The 19305-nt window shown below is 65.2% G+C and carries 16 protein-coding genes and 1 pseudogene; 14 read left to right on the top strand and 3 right to left on the bottom strand.

Annotated elements, in window-relative coordinates:
• Together C1I89_RS08835 and C1I89_RS08830 are read left to right on the top strand one after the other, a co-directional pair.
• A pseudogene (locus C1I89_RS08835) lies at positions 1 to 258 on the top strand (FecR domain-containing protein); the annotation flags it as partial.
• Between the two features lie 99 nt (positions 259 to 357).
• Complete coding sequence (locus C1I89_RS08830; RefSeq protein WP_102772396.1) at positions 358 to 2826, top strand: TonB-dependent siderophore receptor; 2469 nt, start codon at positions 358 to 360, stop codon at positions 2824 to 2826.
• 7 nt (positions 2827 to 2833) lie between these two features.
• Here C1I89_RS08830 and C1I89_RS08825 read toward each other — a convergent pair whose 3' ends face one another.
• Positions 2834 to 3790 (bottom strand): aldo/keto reductase, encoded by a 957-nt coding sequence (locus tag C1I89_RS08825; RefSeq protein WP_102772839.1) that lies wholly within the window; start codon positions 3788 to 3790, stop codon positions 2834 to 2836.
• Between the two features lie 178 nt (positions 3791 to 3968).
• On the opposite strand from C1I89_RS08825, the gene C1I89_RS08820 reads away from it, so the two are divergent.
• The 3 genes from C1I89_RS08820 (at position 3969) to C1I89_RS08810 (ending at position 6974) form a co-directional block, all read left to right on the top strand.
• Complete coding sequence (locus C1I89_RS08820) at positions 3969 to 4940, top strand: ABC transporter substrate-binding protein (protein WP_102772395.1); 972 nt, start codon at positions 3969 to 3971, stop codon at positions 4938 to 4940.
• Positions 4941 to 5206: 266 nt separating this feature from the next.
• On the top strand, positions 5207 to 6088 hold the full coding sequence (locus C1I89_RS08815) for an ABC transporter permease (RefSeq protein WP_102772394.1): 882 nt from the start codon (positions 5207 to 5209) through the stop codon (positions 6086 to 6088).
• A 91-nt stretch (positions 6089 to 6179) separates the two neighbouring features.
• Entirely contained in the window at positions 6180 to 6974 is a 795-nt protein-coding gene (locus C1I89_RS08810) for an ABC transporter ATP-binding protein (protein ID WP_102772393.1), read from the top strand.
• A gap of 85 nt (positions 6975 to 7059) precedes the next feature.
• Here the strand turns inward: C1I89_RS08810 and C1I89_RS08805 are convergent, their stop codons facing one another.
• On the bottom strand, positions 7060 to 7794 hold the full coding sequence (locus C1I89_RS08805; RefSeq protein WP_102772392.1) for an ABC transporter ATP-binding protein: 735 nt from the start codon (positions 7792 to 7794) through the stop codon (positions 7060 to 7062).
• 209 nt (positions 7795 to 8003) lie between these two features.
• On the opposite strand from C1I89_RS08805, the gene C1I89_RS08800 reads away from it, so the two are divergent.
• The 9 genes from C1I89_RS08800 to gabT are packed head-to-tail and all read left to right on the top strand — an operon-like array spanning position 8004 to position 18037.
• Positions 8004 to 9221, top strand: a complete 1218-nt coding sequence (locus tag C1I89_RS08800) for an ABC transporter substrate-binding protein (protein ID WP_102772391.1) — start codon at positions 8004 to 8006, stop codon at positions 9219 to 9221.
• A 23-nt stretch (positions 9222 to 9244) separates the two neighbouring features.
• Positions 9245 to 9991: an ABC transporter ATP-binding protein gene (locus tag C1I89_RS08795; protein ID WP_102772390.1), complete on the top strand. Its 747-nt coding sequence runs from the start codon at positions 9245 to 9247 to the stop codon at positions 9989 to 9991.
• A 32-nt stretch (positions 9992 to 10023) separates the two neighbouring features.
• Positions 10024 to 10917 (top strand): branched-chain amino acid ABC transporter permease, encoded by an 894-nt coding sequence (locus C1I89_RS08790; RefSeq protein ID WP_219929568.1) that lies wholly within the window; start codon positions 10024 to 10026, stop codon positions 10915 to 10917.
• Positions 10918 to 10964: 47 nt separating this feature from the next.
• Complete coding sequence (locus C1I89_RS08785; protein ID WP_102772388.1) at positions 10965 to 11963, top strand: branched-chain amino acid ABC transporter permease; 999 nt, start codon at positions 10965 to 10967, stop codon at positions 11961 to 11963.
• A gap of 7 nt (positions 11964 to 11970) precedes the next feature.
• Complete coding sequence (locus tag C1I89_RS08780; RefSeq protein ID WP_102772387.1) at positions 11971 to 12675, top strand: GntR family transcriptional regulator; 705 nt, start codon at positions 11971 to 11973, stop codon at positions 12673 to 12675.
• Between the two features lie 41 nt (positions 12676 to 12716).
• Entirely contained in the window at positions 12717 to 14747 is a 2031-nt protein-coding gene (locus tag C1I89_RS08775) for a hydantoinase/oxoprolinase family protein (RefSeq protein WP_102772386.1), read from the top strand.
• Between the two features lie 11 nt (positions 14748 to 14758).
• The gene (locus C1I89_RS08770) at positions 14759 to 16456 is read left to right on the top strand and encodes a hydantoinase B/oxoprolinase family protein (protein WP_102772385.1); all 1698 of its coding nucleotides are present in this window, start codon (positions 14759 to 14761) and stop codon (positions 16454 to 16456) included.
• Between the two features lie 2 nt (positions 16457 to 16458).
• The gene (locus C1I89_RS08765) at positions 16459 to 16677 is read left to right on the top strand and encodes a hypothetical protein (protein ID WP_102772384.1); all 219 of its coding nucleotides are present in this window, start codon (positions 16459 to 16461) and stop codon (positions 16675 to 16677) included.
• A gap of 52 nt (positions 16678 to 16729) precedes the next feature.
• Positions 16730 to 18037 carry a 4-aminobutyrate--2-oxoglutarate transaminase gene (gabT, locus tag C1I89_RS08760; protein WP_440130624.1) on the top strand — a complete coding sequence of 436 codons (1308 nt, stop codon included), beginning with the start codon at positions 16730 to 16732 and terminating at the stop codon, positions 18035 to 18037.
• A gap of 19 nt (positions 18038 to 18056) precedes the next feature.
• Here the strand turns inward: gabT and C1I89_RS08755 are convergent, their stop codons facing one another.
• The gene (locus C1I89_RS08755) at positions 18057 to 19301 is read right to left on the bottom strand and encodes an NAD(P)/FAD-dependent oxidoreductase (RefSeq protein WP_102772382.1); all 1245 of its coding nucleotides are present in this window, start codon (positions 19299 to 19301) and stop codon (positions 18057 to 18059) included.
• Positions 19302 to 19305 lie beyond the last annotated feature (4 nt).

Genomic DNA, 19305 nt, shown 5'->3' with positions numbered 1-19305 from the left:
GTCCCTGTCGCGCAGGCCGAGGACTGGCTGCACGGCGCGCTGTACGCCGACGGCATGCGGCTCGATGCCTTCGTCGAGAAACTGGCCCGCTACCGGCCCGGCAGGCTGGCCTGCGATCCCGCGGTGGCGGCGCTGCGCATTTCCGGTTCGTTCCCGCTGGACGACACCGACCGCGCCCTGGCCGCCGTGGCGCGCACGCTGCCGGTGCGCGTGGAACGCCATACGCGCTATTGGGTGGTGCTGCGGCCGGCAGGCTGATCCGGCCGGCGTCGCCTGCCCGGTGGAACGGCTGTCACTTTCCGGTTTTCGATTGGCATACAGGTGAAGCATCGAATTACTTCGCCTGGAACCAACGATATGTCTCTGCCTTTTTCCTCCTCCCGTCCCGTCGCGCCGGCGCGCCCGCGCATGCAGGCCCTGGCCGCGCTGGCGCTGGCCGCGGCCGCCGGCGCCGCGGTTCTGCCCGCGCTGGCCCAGCCTGCGGGCGCCGTGCCGGCGCTGCATTCGGTGGACGTGCCGGCCGGCGCGCTCGGCGCGGCGCTGTCCGGTTTCGCCCGGCAGGCCGGCGTGCTGCTGTCCTTCGACCCGGCGCTGGCCGCGGGCATGGAGACCGCCGGGCTGCACGGCGCCTATGGCGTGGAGCAGGGCTTCGCGGCGCTGCTGGCCGGCACCGGCCTGCAAGCCGTGCGCCGCGCCGACGGCGATTATCTGCTGCAGCATGCCCCCGGCGCGCAGACGGCCGAACTCGACGCCGTGGTGGTGCTGGGCGCCGGCGCAACCACCGAAGGCAGCGGCTCCTATACCGCGGACTGGATGCGGTCGGCCAACGGCCTGGTGCTGACGCAGCGCGACACGCCCCAGTCCACCAGTATCGTGACGCGCCAGCAGCTCGACGACCAGGCCATGGGCAGCGTGCGCGACGTCATGGAGCACGCCACCGGCATGAACGTCCAGCAAAGCGAGACCGACCGGCTCAGCTATTATTCGCGCGGCTTCCAGATGGACACCATGCAGTTCGACGGCGTGGTCAAGCCGCTGGACAATACCTACCAGTTCGGCGAAGGCAATCTGGACCCGGTCATCTATGACCACGTGGAAATCATCCGCGGCGCGACCGGCCTGATGAGCGGCACCGGCAATCCGGGCGGGTCGGTCAGTTTCATTCGCAAACGGCCGACGCGCGAGTTCCAGGGCAGCCTGAGGGCCATGGGCGGCAGCTACGACACCTATCGCGGCGAGGTCGATTTGTCGGCGCCGCTCACCGGTTCGGGAGCGGTGCGCGCCCGCGTGGTCGGAGCCAAGGAGCGGCGCGGCGATACCCTGGATCTCTACAGCAAGAAGCGCGACGTGGCCTATGGCATCGTCGAGGCGGACATCGCCGAATCGACCACGCTCAGCGCCGGCGCGTCCGCGCAGCGCTCGCGTCCCAAGGGCGTGATGTGGGGCGGCCTGCCGATATTCGACACCAACGGCGAGCAGGTCGATTGGCGCAAGGGGCAGACGGTGGGCGCCAAGTGGACCACCTGGGACACCGACTCCACCGAATACTTCGCCCAGCTCGAACATGGTTTCGCCAACGGCTGGGAAGGCCGCCTGTCGTATTCGCGCCTGGACAACGATTTCGACGCCTCGTTGCTGTTCGCCGCGGACTTCCCGGTCGACGCCGAAACCGGCTATCTGTCTGGCACGCCGACCCTGCGCAAATACCGCGGCAATAGCGAACAGGACGTCTACGGAGGCTCTCTGAACGGCGACTTCGGCCTGTTTGGCGCAACGCATGAATTCAATCTGGGCTTCTCGCATTCCAGGACGCGCAGTCGCACCAAGGGCTGGAACTCTTCCGACCAGGCGAGCTATCCGATTCCCAACATCCATGACTGGAGCGGCGACTGGCCCGAACCGGTTTGGGACCAGGCGGTCTCGGACCAGCAGCTGCGCACCACGCAGACCGGCATTTTCGGCACGGCGCGTTTCAATCTCGCCAGCGGCCTGCATCTGCTGGCGGGGGCGCGCTGGACGCGCTGGGAGGCCGACGAATACCGCTGGAACCAATGGTCCCCGGAGGCGGTCCCGACCACGCTGTCGCAATCGCAGCGCTATTCCGAACTCACACCTTACCTGGGCGTGACCTACGATCTCGACGACACCTATACCGCCTATGCCAGCTATACCAACATCTTCCAGCCGCAGATGTACAAGACCCGAGACTGGGAAATGACCGGCCCGGCCTACGGCCACAACTACGAGGCGGGCATCAAGGCGTCTTACCTGGAAGGCCGCCTGAACGGTTCGTTCGCCGTGTTCCAGACCAACCAGAAGGACGTGGCCGAATACGGCGGCTTCGACGTCGCGCGCAACGAGTCCTGGTACGAGATGCTGGACGGCACCCGCACCCGCGGGTTCGAACTGGAACTGGCCGGAGAAATGACGCCCGGCTGGAACCTGTTCCTGGGCTATACCTACCGCGTGTCGAAGGACAACCAGGGCAGGAAGGTTCAGACCACGCAGCCCGAGCAGATGCTGAAGGTCAGCACCGCCTACCGGTTGCCGGGCGTCCTGAACAGGCTGGTGGTGGGCGGCGGGGTGCGCTGGCAGAGCCGCACCCGGGCGCTGGGGTACTACGGGGAGCAGTCCGCCTCGGTGGAGCAGGCGCCGTATGCGCTGTTCGACCTGATGGCCCGCTACGACCTGGGGCCGCAGACCCAGCTGCAGTTCAACGTGAGCAACCTCGCGGACAAGCGCTACTACCGCGCGATGGGTTTCTACAACTCGGTCTATTACGGCGAGGGCCGCACCGCGCTGGTCACGCTGACCCAGCGCTTCTAGCGTCCGGTCAACGCCACTCGCTGGCCTGGCTGAGCTTGGCCAGCTGCTCGTGCGTCAGCGTCAGGCTGGCGGCCTTGACCAGTTCGTCCAGCTGATCCAGCGAGGTGGCGCTGACGATGGGGGAGGTGATGCCGGGCTGCGCGATCTGCCAGGCCAGCGCGGCCTGCGCCGGCGTGCAGCCGGCTTCTTCGCAGACCTCGTCCAGCGCCTTCAGGATGCGCAGGCCGCGGTCATTGAGATAGGTCTTGACGATCAGGCGGCCGCGCACGCTCTTGCCGGCGTCTTCCGGCGTGCGGTACTTGCCGCTGAGAAAGCCGCTGGCCAGCGCGTAATAGTTGATCGTGCCCATCTGCTGCGTCTTCACCAGGCTTTGCAGCCCGGATTCGAAGGTCTCGCGGCGGTACAGATTGTATTCGGGCTGGATGCTCTCGTAGCGCGGCAGGCCGTGCCGTTCGCTGGCGATCAGCGCTTCCGACAGGCGCACCGGGGTGTAGTTCGAGGCCCCGATGGCGCGCACCTTGCCGGACTCGATGTGTTTGGCGTATTCGGCCAGCGTGTCGGTCAGGGGGGTGTCGGGATCGTCCTCGTGCGACTGGTACAGGTCCACGTAGTCGGTCTGCAGGCGCGCCAGCGACGCTTCCAGCGCGCGGCGGATGTAGGCCGGCGCCAGCCCCTTGGCGTCGGGTCCCATCTCCATGCCGACCTTGGTGGCGATGAGCACGCGGTCGCGCTTGCCCGAACGCTTGAGCCATTTGCCGATCAGGGTTTCGGATTCGCCGCCCTGGTTGCCCTTGACCCAGCGCGAATACACGTCGGCCGTGTCGATGAAATTCAGGCCTGCGTCGACCAGCGCGTCCAGCAGCGAGAACGTGCCGGCCTCGTCGACGGTCCAGCCGAAGACGTTGCCGCCGAAGGTCAGCGGGGGAATCTGCAGGCCGGAACGGCCCAGTGCGCGTTTGATCATGATGAGGCCTCTGTAGCGGTTGACGGGGCGCGGCGACATGTTTCGTCACAGGGATTCCCCGAAGTCATTTTGCTTGGCGGCAAGTTAGACTATACGGCTTTATGGTGGCCCGGCCGGCGGGTAGCCGCCGGCGGCGCCGTAATAATCGACAAAAACCAAGGGTTCAAGGAGCTTACCTATGCTGATCGGAAAAAAACATTTTCTGACGGTTGGCGCCATGGCACTGGCGCTGGCTATCGCCGCGCCGGTGGCCGCGCAGCAAAAGTCGGTGGCGGTCACCGCCATCGTCGAGCACCCGGCGCTGGACGCGGTGCGTGACGGGGTGCAGGACGCCCTCAAGCAGGCCGGCTACGAGCCGGGCAAGAACCTGAAGTGGCAATACCAGAGCGCGCAGGGCAACAACGGCACCGCCGCGCAGATCGCGCGCAAGTTCGTGGGCGACCGCCCCGACGCCATCGTCGCCATCGCCACGCCGTCGGCTCAGGCCGTGGTGGCCGCCACCAAGGACGTGCCGGTGGTGTATTCCGCCGTCACCGATCCGGTCGCCGCCCAGCTGGTTCCCGGCATGGAAGCCTCGGGCACCAACGTGACCGGCGTGTCGGACCTGCTGGCCCTGGACAAGCAGGTCGAGCTGATCAAGCGCATCGTGCCCAACGCCAAGCGCGTGGGCATGGTCTACAACCCGGGCGAGGCCAATTCGGTCGTGGTGGTCAAGAAGCTGCAGGAAATCCTGCCCAAGTCGGGCATGAGCCTGGTCGAGGCCGCCGCGCCGCGCTCGGTGGACGTGGCTTCCGCCGCCCGCAGCCTGATCGGCAAGGTCGACGTCATCTACACCAACACCGACAACAACGTGGTGTCGGCCTACGAATCGCTGGTCAAGGTCGGCAACGACGCCAAGATCCCCCTGATCGCCTCGGACACCGACAGCGTCAAGCGCGGCGGCATCGCCGCCCTGGGCATCAACTACCGCGACCTGGGCGTGCAGACCGGCAAGATCGTGGTGCGCATCCTCAAGGGCGAGAAGCCCGGCGCCATCGCCTCGGAGACCAGCTCCAAGCTCGAGCTCTACGTGAACCCGGGCGCGGCCGCCAAGCAGGGCGTGACCCTGTCCGACGACGTGCTCAAGTCGGCTGCGGTGGTCGTGAAGTAAACCGGAACCGTACAAGCCCCGCCATGCTCCAGCAGCGTGAGCGGGGTTTTTCTTGCGTTTTTGTCTAGCCTGTCTCCCCGGATGATTCTGAGTTTCGCCGGCGTACTACGCCCGGCGCGGGAGAGCTTTTGGCAGGAAACGAGAGAAAATCGCGATTCGGGAAACGTTTATTGCGAAAGCTGGGGTAAAACTGACCCGCAAACGCAAGAAGTCCGACGTTTCAACTCTTTAATATGCTCGTTTCTTACCTCATCTGGATTTGACCCATGTCATTGTTTTCGTTGTTGGGCGCACTGGAGATCGGACTGATCTTCAGCCTGGTGGCCTTGGGCGTGTACATCTCGTTCCGCCTGCTGCGCTTCCCGGACCTGACCGTCGACGGTAGCTTCCCGCTGGGCGGGGCAGTCTGCGCCACGCTGATCGCGTCGGGCACCGACCCGTTCCTGGCCACCGTCATCGCCACCATCGCCGGCGCCTGCGCGGGCCTGGTCACCGGCTGGCTGAACGTCAAGCTCAAGATCATGGACCTGCTGGCGAGCATCTTGATGATGATCGCCCTGTATTCGGTCAACCTGCGCATCATGGGCAAGCCCAACGTGCCGCTGATCACCGAACCCACCGTATTCACCATCCTGCAGCCCGCATGGCTGTCGGACTACGTCGCGCGGCCGCTGATCCTGGTCGTCATCGTGATCCTGGCCAAGCTCGCGCTGGACTGGTTCTTCGCCACCCAGACCGGCCTGGCCGTGCGCGCCACCGGCTCCAACGGCCGCATGGCCCGCGCCCAGGGCGTGAACACCGGCCGCATGATCCTGAGCGGCATGGCGCTGTCGAACGCGCTGGTCGCGCTGGCCGGCGCGCTGTTCGCGCAGACCCAGGGCGGGTCGGACATCTCCATGGGCATCGGCACCATCGTGATCGGCCTGGCCGCCGTGATCGTGGGCGAGAGCATCCTGCCGTCGCGCAAGCTGGTGCTGGCGACGCTGGCCGTCATCATCGGCGCCATCGTCTACCGCTTCTTCATCGCGCTGGCGCTGAACAGCGATTTCATCGGCCTGAAGGCGCAGGACCTGAACCTGGTGACCGCGGTGCTGGTGACGATCGCGTTGGTGATCCCCATGCTCAAGCGCCGTCTAGTCAGGAAGTAACCCCCCCGAAGCGCCTGCGGCGCCTCCCCCCCGGCGGCCCCGATCGGGCCGTGCAGGGTTCAGGCGGTGAGTGTATTAATGGAGTACTGAAATGTTGTCCGCCAAAGATTTGAAAATCACGTTCAACGCCGGCACGCCCATCGAGACGCGCGCGCTGCGCGGCCTGTCGCTGGAAATCCCGCAGGGCCAGTTCGTGACCGTCATCGGTTCCAATGGGGCCGGCAAGTCCACCTTCCTGAACGCGGTGTCGGGCGACCTGTCGGTCGATTCGGGCCGCATCGACATCAACGGCGTGGACGTCACGCGCCAGCCCGTGTGGGCGCGCGCCGGCAGCGTGGCGCGGGTGTTCCAGGACCCCATGGCCGGCACCTGCGAAGACCTGACCATCGAAGAGAACATGGCGCTGGCGCAGATGCGCGGCGCGCGCCGCGGCTACAGCCGCGCGGTCAAGGCTTCGATGCGCGAGGGCTTCCGCGAACGCCTGGCCACGCTGGGCCTGGGCCTGGAGAACCGCCTCTCCGACCGCATCGGCCTGCTGTCCGGCGGCCAGCGCCAGGCGGTCAGCCTGCTGATGGCGGCGCTGCAGCCGTCGCGCATCCTGCTGCTGGACGAGCACACCGCGGCGCTGGACCCGCGCACCGCCGACTTCGTGCTGCAGCTCACGGCCCGCATCGTGGCCGAAAGCCACCTGACCACCATGATGGTCACCCACAGCATGCGCCAGGCGCTGGACGTGGGCGACCGCACCGTGATGCTGCATCAGGGGCAGGTGGTGCTGGACGTCTCCGGCGACGAGCGCCGCGGCATGGACGTGCCGGACCTGCTGCAGATGTTCGAGCGCGTGCGCGGCGAGAAGCTGTCGGACGATGCGCTGCTGCTGGGCTGATTTTCGGCCTGGACGGAACAAGCGCCCGGCGCCTTGCCCTTCAAGGGGCAGGCGCTGGGTATTTTTTCGGCGCACAGGCGGCGCTTCAGGCGGCGGCCTCGGCTTGCGCCGCCGTTTCGTAGCCGAAGTACGCGTTCTCCAGCGCGCGGCCGTCGCCGATCAGGCGCGCCTCGCAATCCAGCGCGACCTTGCCGTTGCGCAGCACATATGCGTGGGTCGCCAGATCCATGACGCGTGCGGTCGATTGCTCCACCACCAGCAGCGTCATGCCCGTCGCATTCAGCATTCGCAATTTGTCGTAGACCTGGTCGATGACCAGCGGCGCTAGGCCCAGCGAAGGTTCATCGATCATCAAGAGGCGGGGCCGCAGCAGCATGGCGCGCGCAATCGCCAGTTGTTGCTGCTCGCCGCCGGACAGGTAGCCGGCCGCGCCTTTGTAGCGCGCGCGCAGGATGGGAAAGGCGTCCAATGCCTGCGCCACATCCTCCGCCGCCTCGGCCTTGGCTTTGCGGGTACTCATAGCCAGCTTGAGGTTTTCCTCTACCGTCAACGTGCCGAAGATGTGGCGGCCTTCGGGCACCAGTACCAGCCCGTCCCGGCACAAGCGTTCCGGCGGACGGCCATTGATGCGCGCGCCTTCGAAGTCGATCGAACCCTCCACTGGTTTGATCACGCCCGCGATCGATTTCAATAGTGTGGATTTTCCCGCTCCGTTCGGCCCCACCACGAAGACGATGGCGCCTTTCGGCACCCGGATGTCCACGCCTTTCAGCGCCGCCAGCCGGCCATAGGCTGCCTGCAAATTCTTGATTTCCAACATGAACCACCTCTTGATGAGTCCGGGCCGCCGGCCAAGCCGTCCAGCTCGGGGTAAGGGAAGTCACTAGGGCGAATTCGATTGACGCTGCAAATTTTAGAGACCAATATGCCAACTGTCCACAGTCTGCAGTTAACAGTGGGCAAAATATGAGTCGTCGTTCGTAAACACAACCGGGGTGCGACGAAGAGCGCGCTCCGCAAGGGGAAGTGATGCGCACGTTGTCCAAATTTCTGAAGATCGCCGGCGTGGCAATGGCTCTTAGCGCCGGTGCATTTGTCGGTGGAGCAGGCCAAGCTGCCGACAAGCCCATCGTCATTGGCTTCGCCATCGCCCAATCCGGGTGGCTGCACAACTACGATGCTGCGCCGTTCCGCGCGGCCGTCATGAAAATCGACGAGATCAACAAAGCGGGCGGATTACTGGGGCGCGAGGTGAAGTACCGCGTTCTTGACACCAAGACCGAGCGCGAGCGGTCCGCCAGCGCCGGGGCCGAGCTGGTGCAATCCGGGGTGGACCTGCTGGTGGTGTCGTGCGACTACGACTACGGCGCACCGGCGGCGCTGGCCGCCCAGAAGGCCAAGATCATCTCGATGAGCCTCTGCGCGGCCGATCCCAAGATGGGCGTGCAGGGCGTCGGCAGTTTCGCCTTTACGGCCACTAGCGCCGCGCAGTCGGAAGGCATTGCCATTGCCGAATACGCGCAGCAGAAGCTGGGGATGAAGACGACCTACGTGCTGGAGGATGTCACGATCGAATACAACAAGTCGGCTTGCGCGGGATTCCGCGCGGCATGGGCGCGCAGCAACGGCAAGGAGAGCATCCTGGGTGGCGACGTCTTCCGCAATGACGATCCCTCCATTGCGGCGCAGATCACCCGCCTGCAAGGGCTGAAAACCAGGCCGGACTCGGTCTTCCTGTGCAGCTACACGCCCGGCGGCGCTTCCGCCATCCGCCAGCTTCGGGCCGCGGGGCTGGACATGCCCATCCTGGGCACGACCGCCATGGTGGACAACTATTGGCTCAACGCCGTGCCGAACCTCAAGGACTTTTATCTGCCGGGCCTCATGTCGCTGTATGGCGACGACCCACGCCCCGAGATGAACAAGTTTGTGCAGGACTTCAAGGCGCGCTGGGGCGAGCCGCCCGTGTCTTCCTATTCCGTGCTGGGTTATAGCCTGATCGAACAGTGGGCGCATGCCGTGGGCGAAGCCAAGAGCACGGATTCCGACAAGACGCTGGCGGTGATGAACGGCTACAGGGACCAGCCTTTCCTGGTCGGGCCCACAAGCTACACCAAGGATTTGCACGTGCAGGTGAATCGACCGTGGCTCATTATGACCGTCAAGGATGGGTCGTTTCGCGCGGTGGAGATGTACCGCAACCAGTTCAAGCCGGACTTGAAGCTGTTGTTCCGGGTAGGCGCCTGAACGCGATGGCTGGAGAACGGAACATGTCCATCGACACGGGAACGGTGCTGGAGGCGCGTGACGTCCACGTGGCTTTCGGCGGTATCTCGGCCTTGTCCGGGGTGAATATGACAATCAGGCCGGGTCAGGTTGTCGGCCTGATCGGCCCCAACGGCGCGGGCAAGACCACCATGGTCAATGTGCTTAGCGGCTTTCAGCGGCCCACGCGTGGAACGGTACGACTGGCGGGTCGTCCCGTGACGGAGTCCGGCCCCAGCCATGCTGCCCGCGCCGGCATCGCGCGCAGCTTCCAGGCCGGGCGGTTGTTCAAGGATCTGACGGTGCACGAGAACCTGATGGTCGCGGCCCTGGGCAGCGGTTTGCGCAGCCGCTCGGCGCGGCAGCGCGCGCAGGAAGTCCTGGACTGGATTGGTTGCGGCCATATGGCGGGGCAACGCTGCGACAGCCTGTCCTACGGCTACGAGCGGCGCATCGGCATCGGCCGCGCACTGGCCCTAGCGCCGTCGTTCGCGTTGCTGGACGAGCCCGCGTCGGGGATGAATGACGCCGAATGCGATGACCTCATGCATCTGATCGCGGGCATTCCCGGCCGGTTCGGCTGCGGCGTGCTGCTGATCGAACACAACATGCAGGTAATCATGGGCGCATGCCACCGCATCCATGTGCTGGACGGCGGGCGCAGCCTGGCCGAAGGTTCGCCGCAGGAAATCCAGGCGAACCCGGAGGTGCGGCGCGCCTATCTGGGCCGCAAGTCCGGCAGCCCGGCCTAAGGGGGGGAGACATGACGGGTTTCATTCAAACCTTGGTCGATGCCGCCGCGCTGGGCAGTCTGTACGCGCTGGTGTCGCTGGCGATCGGCTTCGTCTTCGGCATCATGCGCCTGATCAACTTCGCGCAGAGCGACTACATCACGGTGGGTGCATACGCGCTGGTGGTCCCCACTGCCAGCGTGGCGCCGCCCTTGCTCTTTGGCGCTTTGCCCGTGCCGCTGATGGTCGTGGCGGTGCTGCTTATCGTCGTCATCCTGGCGCTGGCTACTGAACGCATCGCATTTCGGCCGCTACGGCAGACCAACCCGGCGACTTTGCTGGTGTCGTCGTTCGCCGTCAGTTATTTCCTTCAGCACCTGATCATGCTGGTGCACACCGGGCGGCCGAAATCGATCGACATCAGCGGCGGCATGGGGCGCGCGATCGACATCGCCGGACTGCGCCTGCCGGGCACGCAGCTGCTCACCATGGGGGTGACCGCAGTGCTGCTGGTGGCGCTGGTGCTGTTCCTGAGGCGCACATCCATTGGCGTGCAGATGCGCGCGGCGGCCGAGAATTTCCAGATGGCGCGGTTGTTGGGCGTACCCGCCAACCGCGTGATCGCCGTGGCGTTCGCGGTCAGCGGCCTGTTGTCGGGCACGGTGTCGTTGTTGCTGATCATGCAGACCGGCACGCTGGACATGCGCATGGGCATGATGCCGGTCATCTATGCCTTCTTCGCGACGGTCATCGGCGGCATGGGCTCCTTGCCAGGGGCGGCATTGGGTGGGTTCCTGGTGGGCGCGGCCAGCGTGCTGCTGCAATCCTATCTGCCGGCGGAGCTGCGGCCGTTCCGCGATGCCGGCGTCTTCGCGTTGGTCATCCTGACGCTGCTGTGGTGGCCGTCCGGCCTGATCTCCACCAGTGCGAACCGGGAGCGCGTGTGATGCAAGCTCAAACTGCCGCAAATCATCGCTGCGGATGGCGAGAGGCCATGCCGGTTCTGGTGTTGGTCGTGCCGCTGGGGCTGGCCAGCTTGCTGGCAGCCGAGTACGGCAGCCTGTCATTACAAAGCAGCGTCACCCTTGCGCTGATCCGCATCGTCACGGTGGTGGGGATGTACATCTTCATCGGCAACTCCGGCATTGTCTCGTTCGGCCACGTGTCCTTCATGGCGGTCGCGGCCTATGCCGCCGCCTGGCAAACCTGCTGCGAAGCCCTGAAACCCATCGTCATGCCAGGTCTGCCGGATTTCCTCCTGGGGCAGTCGCTACCGGTATGGACATCGGCGGCGACGTCGGTCGCGGCGGCCATGGCGGCGGCCTTCTTTGTCGGACTGGTGCTGATGCGGCTGTCGGGGCTGGCGGCGTCGATCTCGACCCTTGCGATCTTGTTCATCCTGAACGTGGTGTATTCCAACTGGGACAGCGTGACCATGGGCACGGCCTCGGTGGTGGGCCTGCCTACCTTCGTGACGCCGGGCGTGGCCTTTGCCGCCGCTGCGGCAAGCATCCTGACGGCCTACGCATACCAGCGTTCGCGTTGGGGGCTGGTGCTGCGGGCCGCGCGCGAGGACGAGGTCGCGGCGCGGTCGGCCGGCGTGTCGCTGTACGGCAGCCGCCTGATCGCCTTCACCCTGTCCGGCGCGGTCATGGGCCTCGCGGGCGTCCTGCAGGCACATTTCGTCGGCACTATTTCTGTGGATTCCTTTTTTCTGAACCTGACATTCATCACGCTTGCGATGCTGGTCGTGGGCGGCATGCGCAGTTTGGCCGGCGCTGTGGTCGGAGTGGTTTTCGTGCAACTGGTCATCGATGTCTTCCGTCAGCTCGAAAGCGGTGTTTCGCTGGGAGGAGCACAATTCACATTGCCTAGCGGCGTCCAGGAACTGGTGCTGGCCGCTGCAATGTTGCTCATCCTCATTTACCGGCGAGACGGCCTGATGGGTGGACGCGAGTTCACCTGGCCCGCACGGTCAAGAAAAAAGGAATAAACCACTTATGACTTCGTCCTATCCGCATACGGCGTCCCCCAATGAACCGCTGCTCAGCAACGTTCTGATCGACAGCCGCATGCTGTCCGATCAGATCGCGGAGCACCTGTTTCGCGAATTAGTGTCGGGGCGGCTGCGAGGCGGGCAACGCATCAATGAGGCCGAGTTGGCGCGCACGTTGGGCATCAGCCGAAATCCCATCCGAGAAGCGATACGCAAGCTGGAGGAGCGGGGCCTGTTGGTATCTTCGCCGCGGCGCGGGACGTTCGTGCGCTCGTTCAGCAAGCAGGACATCGAAGACGTGTTTTCGTTCCGCTCTATGGTCGAAGAGTTCGCCGTGCGCCAGGCAATAAAGCGCATGACGCCGGCCGATGTCGACGGCCTGCGCAAGATGGTCGACGACATGGTCGAGGCCGCCAATGCGGGCAAGGAAATGGAGCTGGTTCAGAAAGACATCGACTTTCACCAGCGCATCTGTGAGTTGTCGGGCAATACGCAGACGCTGCGGGCCTTCAAGAATCTGCATGCAGAAGTGCAAATCTTCATCACGCTCGTGGAACATCGTTTCGAGAGCCTGGAGGCGGCCGCGGTCGACCACTATCCGGTGGTGGACGCGATGGCCTCGGGCGACCCGGAGAGGGCGGCCAAGGCCCTGCGCGACCATATCCAGGATTCCTGGTGTCGGATCGCGGCCGCATATAGCGATCACTAGTTCACCGCCGGCGCGACCGGCGGAATTCAAGGGAGAAAGCAATGCAGGATATCAACATCGTCGGTATCGACATAGGTGGCACATTCACCGACTTTGTCGCGTATGACGCTGAGACCGGCGCCATACGGAACTGGAAAAACCTGACCACGCCCAAGGAGCCTATCGACGGCGTCTTGCAAGGGCTTTCTCAACACCAGGACCTGGACTCCGTGTCCAAGATCCGCCTGGGAACCACCATCGCCACCAATGCGCTGCTGACGCGACGCGGCGCCAAGGTGGCCTACATCACGACGCAGGGCTTCCGCGACGTTCCTTTCATCCAGCGTGGTGACCGTCGCAGCCATTACGACATCACATGGGTCAAGACCAAGCCGCTGGTTAAGCGCTCGGATTGCTACGAGGTCGACGAACGCCTGTCGGCCGGCGGTGAGGTGGTGCAGGCGCTGGACGAGGCCGCCGTGCGCGGCGTCGCCGCGCGCGTCCGGGAAAGCGGTGACATCGAAGCCGTTGCCATCTGCACACTGTTCTCCTACATCGATCCGACGCACGAGCAACGCATCCGTGAAATCCTTGCCGAGGAGCTTCCAGGCCTGCCAGTGTCGGTGTCGTATGACGTGCTGCCCAAGTGGAAGGAGTACGACCGCGCGTCCACCACTATCGCGGACGCTTACCTGAAGCCGATCGTGTCCCGAAATTTCGAGCGCATGCAGAAGCGCTTGGACGAGATCGGCGTCGGCGGCAAGGTCGGCGTGATCAAATCTAACGGCGGCGAATCCACCCTGAAGGGCGCTGCGGCCGCGCCGGTACAGATGACCCTTTCGGGACCGACAGGCGCGGTGGTTGCCACCCGCGCGGTGGCCCAGCTGACAGGCTTGCGCAACCTGGTCACCTTCGACATGGGCGGAACGTCGACGGACTGCTCGACGGTCGTGGACGGGATGGAGAACGTGACGACCAACTTCGAGATCGAATGGGGGCTGCCGATCCAGGTTCCGATGATCGACATCCACACCATCGGAGCGGGCGGCGGTTCCGTGGCCTGGATCGACAAGGGAGGGATGCTGCGCATGGGGCCGCAGTCGGCGGGAGCCGAGCCCGGGCCTGCTTGCTATGGCCGAGGCGGCGAGCTCGCCACTGTCACCGATGCCAATGTGGTGCTGGGCCGTATCAATCCGGATTACTTCCTGGGCGGCCGCATGAAGCTGGATGCAGACGCTGCGCGCCGCGCTGTCGCCCGCATCGCGGCCGAGCTGGACATGGAAGTCGACCAGACTGCGTATGCGATGCTGCAGATCGCCAATAACAACATGCTGGGGGCGTTGCGGGCGGTGCTGCTGCAACGCGGACTGGACCCGCGCGATTTCACCCTGGTGGCATCCGGGGGGGCAGGGCCGGTGCACATCTGCGACCTGATGGAGATTAGCGGGATTCCGCAGGGCATGGTGCCGAACTATCCGGGCCAATTCTCGGCCTTTGGCTTCATCATGACCGATGCGCGCGTGGACAGGCACCGCACCGTGCAGCAGGTGTCCACGCGGTTCGAGCAGACGCGGGTCGCGGCGGCAATGAAGTCGCTGGTGCAGGACGCCGTGGGCGAGCTGCATGCGCAAGGCTACGTCAGCGGGGTGGAGGTGTATCGCTCGGTCGAGGCGCGCTATCTGGGCCAGAACCACGAACTGGAAGTGATGCTGGACGGCGACGAATTCGACGATGCCAGCATTGCGACGCTATGGGCGCGTTTTCACGAACAGCACGAAGCACGCTTCGGTTTCGCCATCCCGGGCGAGACCATCGAAATGGTCAACCTGAAGGTCATCGCGGTGGCCGTGTCCGAAAAGCCGGTGCTGCGCGAATTGCCCCGTGGCGAAGGCAGTCCACCTGCATGCGGAAGCCGCAAGGTGCGGCATGACGAGGGTTGGATCGACACGCCGATCTATGACCGCGCGACATTCAAGCAGGGCCACGTACTGAAGGGGCCGGCGGTCATCGAGGAAAGTGCTTCGGTCACCATCCTGCGCGCAAACCAGACGCTGCGCGTGGACCCGTACGGCAACCTGATCATTTCGGCATAAGGAGCGCCACCATGGATATGGTCACGATGAACATCCTGGAATCCACCATGGTTTCCATCTGCAGGGAAATGGGCATCACACTCATGAAGACGTCGTATTCGACAATCTTCAACGAGGCCCTGGACTTCACCTGCGGCCTGGCGGACCGCAACGGCGACATGATCGCGGTGGCGGACTACTGCCCCGCCCAGATCGGTGGCATGCCGCTGCTGGTGAAATCATGCATGCGGGAAATGCCGCTGGACGAACTGGAAGATGGCGACATCATCCTGCATAACGATCCGTACCGGGGCGGGCTGCATACGCCGGAACACACCTTCTTCAAGCCCATCTTCGTGGAAGGCGACATGGTGGGCTGGGCGGTGGCCATTGGCCATTTGGCCGAAGTAGGAGGCATGGCGCCAGGCGGCTTCTGCGGCGAGGCGACCGAGATCTTCCAGGAAGGCCTGCGCATTCCGCCGGTGAAGATCAAGTCGCGCGGCGAGGACAATCGCGACGTTTGGAAGCTGCTGCTGGCCAATGTGCGCACGCCGCGCAGCAACTACGGCGATTTGCGCGCCTTGATTGCGGCCGTCGACCTGGGCGAACGCCGGATGAAGCAGGTCTACGCCAAGTACGGCAAGGAAAAGATGCTGAGCACTGTCGACGACCTCCTGCTGTATTCCGAGCGTCGCATGCGCGCCGAGCTGGAAGCGATTCCCGACGGTATCTACGCATTCAACGATCTGATAGAAAGCGACGGCATCGACGCCGACCGCCAGTATCTTGTGCAGGTGGAAGTGCACAAGCGCGGCGGCGAGATTATCGTCGATTACACGGGCTCGTCGCCGCAGGCGTCCGGTCCGATCAATGCGACGCTGGGCGTGGCCACCTCGGCCGCGTACAACGCCGTCCTGCACATGACCGACCCGTCGATTCCCCGCAACTCCGGATGCTTCCGGCCGATTCGCGTGGTGGCGCCGCCGGGGACTATCGTCAACGTCGATTTTCCGGCCCCCGAAGTGGGCGGCAATACGGAAACGCATCCGCGCATCGTCGGAACGATTCTGGGCGCGATGGCCAAGGCCGTGCCGGACCGCGTTATGGCGGCGGAGGGCGCCACGCACTGCAATTTCGTGTTCGGAGGCGTGGCCGCGGACTCGGGCGAGTACTTCGCTTGTTACGACCTGGAGGCCGTGGGCTGGGGCGGACGCGCGTTTGCTGACGGCAATGATGCGGTTGACTCTATCAATGGCAATTGTCGCATTACGCCGGTGGAGGTGTATGAGACGCGCTTTCCGTGGCGCATCGAAAGCCTGGCGTTCAACCAGGACTCTTGCGGCGCGGGTGAATTCCGCGGCGGCGTGGGCTATTCGAAGCAGATGCTGTGCCTGAACGAAAGCATTACATGCTCGCAGATGACGGACCGGCACGAGTTCGCGCCCTGGGGGCTGAATGGCGGCACGGAAGGCGGCCTGGGCGCCACGCTGGTGCAGAAGGCCGGCGGACAAATCTGGGAGACCATGCGTGAAGCATATGGCAAGGCATCTTCCAGCCGTTACTCCAATGTAGTGATCCGGCGCGGAGACCGCGTGCGCCTGGTCACGCCAGGCGGTGGCGGCTACGGCGATCCGAAGGCCCGCGCACCGGAAGCCGTGGCGGAAGACGTGCGAGAAGGCTACGTGTCCATCGCCGCGGCGCGCCGCCATTACGACTACCAAGGAGCATAAACATGAAGTTCTCTCAGAACGGCTTGTATATCGAGCGCTACCTCAAATGTGCAAATTGCGGCGTGCTGGTCTACGAAGGCACCGAAGACGACGCGGCCAAACGTGTGGAACCGGACGGGCGCCTGTTCTGCTCGTCGTGGTGCGTGGACTGGGCGCATGAGCGTGAAGCTCGGCAAGGCGCTGTCGACTGCGTAGCGGCGCCCGAGACGGCGCAGGCATGAGAAACCGCCGTCCCGCGGGCGCGGGGCGGCGCCGACTTACCTGAAGGAGGGGATGATGTCCCAGCAAGAGACTTTCAACGAACGCCGCAAGGCCGCGATTCCCGCGGGCTTGGCCCAGCATCTGGACATGATGATCGACCGGGCCGAGAACGCCGAATATTGGGACGAAGCCGGCAAGCGTTACATCGACTTCGGAGCGGGCATCGCGGTCGCCAACACGGGCCATCGCCATCCCAAGGTCGTCGAGCGCGTCAAATCGCAGTTGGACCGCTACACTCACCTGTCTTTCCAGACGACGCCCTACGAGGGCTATCTGGCGCTGTGCGAACGCCTGAACGCCTTGGTGCCGGGCGATTTTCCGAAGAAGACATTCCTGGTGAACACGGGGGCTGAGGCCAATGAAAACGCCATTAAAGTGGCGCGCGCGGCGACGGGCCGCTCGGCCTTCGTGGCGTTCTCCGGCGCTTTCCATGGGCGCACGCTGATGACAATGAGCCTGACCGGAAAGACAGTGCCGTACAAGGCAGGCTTCGGTCCCCTGGTGCCGGACGTCTACCACGTACCCTTTCCCACGCCCTACCGGGGCACCACCGAGGCCGACAGCCTGCGGGCTCTGGATACGCTGTTCAAATCCGAGGTGGACCCCAGCCGCGTTGCTGGCATCATCATCGAGCCGGTGCAAGGCGAGGGCGGTTTCAATCCCGCCAGCGCGTCCCTAATGAAAAGCCTGCGCCAGTTGTGCGACAGGCACGGTATCCTGCTGATCGCCGACGAGATCCAGACCGGCTTCTGCCGCACGGGCCGCATGTTCGCCATGGAACACATGGGCGTCGCGCCGGACATCATCACGATGGCGAAGGGTTTGGGTGGCGGCTTTCCGATTGCCGCGATCACGGGTCGCGCAAGCGTGATGGACAAGATTCCCGCCGGCGGGCTGGGTTCCACTTTCGCAGGCAACCCGTTGTCCTGCGCAGCCGCCTTGGCGGTGATCGATGTGCTTGCCGAGGAAAATCTGGCTGAGCGTGCGGTGCAAGTTGGCGAGAGCGTGATGAGCCGCTTCAAGGCCTGGCTGGATGATGATCGCTACACCTGCGTCGGCAATGTGCGGGGCCTGGGCGCGATGGTGGCGGTGGAGTTCGTCAAAGACCGGGAATCGCGCGAGCCGTGGCCGGAGCTGGTCAAGGCGCTGACACGTTCGGCCGCCGATCGCGGGCTGATCCTCCTGACCTGCGGCGTCTACGGCAACGTCGTGCGCGTTCTGACGCCGTTGACGATCCCGTTCGACCAACTGGAGGAGGGGCTGGATATTTTCGAGGCCGCCCTGCAAGAGTCGCTCGCCGAACTGCGCGAACTTGCCTGAATCCGGAGGCCGCGCAGCGTTAAAGATAACGCCCCGGCCGGAAGACCGCGTGGCGCGCCGCGTCGCCTTCGCCGGCCATCAATTCCCCCAGTATCCTGGCCGTGCCCGGCGCGGTGCTGAAGCCGATGTGCTGATGGCCCAGCGCCAGCCACAGGCCGGGATGGCGCGGCGCCTCGCCTATCATCGGGCGGCTGTCGGGCAGGGTGGGGCGCCGGCCCAGCCAGGCGCTGGCGTCCAGCCGCCGGTCCAGCGGGAAGGCCTCGCGCGCGCGGGCCTCGGCCAGCTCCAGCTGCACGCCGCGCGCCGGCGCCTCGCAGGCGTCCAGCTCGACGCCCGTGGTCAGCCGCAGGCCGGGGGCCATGGGCGAGAGCACGTAGCCGCCGCCGGTGTCGTACACCGGGCGCGACAGGCTGGCGCCGTTCAATCCGCTGTAGTGCATGTGATAGCCGCGTTCGAACGCCATCGGCAGGCCGATGCCGGCCGTGGCAAGCAGGCTTTTCGACCACGGGCCCAGGGCCACCACCAGCCGGTCGGCCGATAGCGCGGCGCCGTCGCCCCGCACCGTCCAGCGTTGCCCGTCGCGGCCGATGGCGCGGGCGTTCAGGCGGGTATAGGCGCCGCCGCGCTCGCGGTACAGGCGCGCGTAGGCGGCCGTGACTTCGTGCGGGTCGTCGACGGAATACGAGCCCTGTATCCATAGCGCGCGCGGAAAGATGGGCGCCAGCGCCGGTTCCATCGCGGCCAGTTCGGCGGCGTTCAGCGCCTGGGTCGGCACATCGAACTGCGCATAAGCGCGGCGCGCCGCTTCGGCGCCTTCCCAGGCCTGTTGCGAGCGGTACAGGAAGACCCAGCCGGTGTCGCGCAGGCGCGGCAAGGCGCCGGCCTCGCCCAGCAGGCGCAGGTGCTCGGGGGCGGACAGACGGATCAGGCCGTCCAGCGCCGCGGCGGTTTCCTGGAACACGGCGGGCCGGGCGTTCAGCAGGAAGCGCGCGGCCCATCCCAGGTTGCGCGCCAGATAGCGCAGGCGATAGCGGAATTGCACGCTGTCGTTTTTCAGCAGCCGCGGCAGCTGGGCCCACAGGCCGGGATGGTTGAACGGCATGAGCGAGCTGCGGGCGATCACGCCGGCATTGCCCAGCGAGGTTTCGCGCCCGGGCTCCTGCCGGTCGACCAGGGTGACCGACATGCCTCGGCGCAACAGTTCGAGCGCACAGCACACGCCCACGATGCCCGCGCCGAGAACGATGACCTGCTTCGCTGCCATAGGG

The organism is Achromobacter pulmonis (genome assembly GCF_002885955.2).
GTDB lineage: Bacteria > Pseudomonadota > Gammaproteobacteria > Burkholderiales > Burkholderiaceae_B > Achromobacter > Achromobacter pulmonis_A.
Note: the sequence above shows the minus strand (reverse complement) of the source record. Positions and strands in the feature narration are given on the sequence as shown.

Excerpts from the sequence above, each read along its gene's own strand:
- C1I89_RS08785 (WP_102772388.1), top strand. The coding sequence starts at position 10,965 with ATGCCGGTTCTGGTGTTGGTCGTGCCGCTGGGGCTGGCCAGCTTGCTG.
- C1I89_RS08795 (WP_102772390.1), top strand. The coding sequence starts at position 9,245 with ATGTCCATCGACACGGGAACGGTGCTGGAGGCGCGTGACGTCCACGTG.
- gabT (WP_440130624.1), top strand. The coding sequence starts at position 16,730 with ATGATGTCCCAGCAAGAGACTTTCAACGAACGCCGCAAGGCCGCGATT.
- C1I89_RS08830 (WP_102772396.1), top strand. The coding sequence starts at position 358 with ATGTCTCTGCCTTTTTCCTCCTCCCGTCCCGTCGCGCCGGCGCGCCCG.
- C1I89_RS08770 (WP_102772385.1), top strand. The coding sequence starts at position 14,759 with ATGGATATGGTCACGATGAACATCCTGGAATCCACCATGGTTTCCATC.
- C1I89_RS08800 (WP_102772391.1), top strand. The coding sequence starts at position 8,004 with ATGCGCACGTTGTCCAAATTTCTGAAGATCGCCGGCGTGGCAATGGCT.
- C1I89_RS08755 (WP_102772382.1), bottom strand. The coding sequence starts at position 19,301 with ATGGCAGCGAAGCAGGTCATCGTTCTCGGCGCGGGCATCGTGGGCGTG.
- C1I89_RS08780 (WP_102772387.1), top strand. The coding sequence starts at position 11,971 with ATGACTTCGTCCTATCCGCATACGGCGTCCCCCAATGAACCGCTGCTC.
- C1I89_RS08825 (WP_102772839.1), bottom strand. The coding sequence starts at position 3,790 with ATGATCAAACGCGCACTGGGCCGTTCCGGCCTGCAGATTCCCCCGCTG.
- C1I89_RS08820 (WP_102772395.1), top strand. The coding sequence starts at position 3,969 with ATGCTGATCGGAAAAAAACATTTTCTGACGGTTGGCGCCATGGCACTG.
- C1I89_RS08805 (WP_102772392.1), bottom strand. The coding sequence starts at position 7,794 with ATGTTGGAAATCAAGAATTTGCAGGCAGCCTATGGCCGGCTGGCGGCG.
- C1I89_RS08775 (WP_102772386.1), top strand. The coding sequence starts at position 12,717 with ATGCAGGATATCAACATCGTCGGTATCGACATAGGTGGCACATTCACC.
- C1I89_RS08765 (WP_102772384.1), top strand. The coding sequence starts at position 16,459 with ATGAAGTTCTCTCAGAACGGCTTGTATATCGAGCGCTACCTCAAATGT.
- C1I89_RS08815 (WP_102772394.1), top strand. The coding sequence starts at position 5,207 with ATGTCATTGTTTTCGTTGTTGGGCGCACTGGAGATCGGACTGATCTTC.
- C1I89_RS08810 (WP_102772393.1), top strand. The coding sequence starts at position 6,180 with ATGTTGTCCGCCAAAGATTTGAAAATCACGTTCAACGCCGGCACGCCC.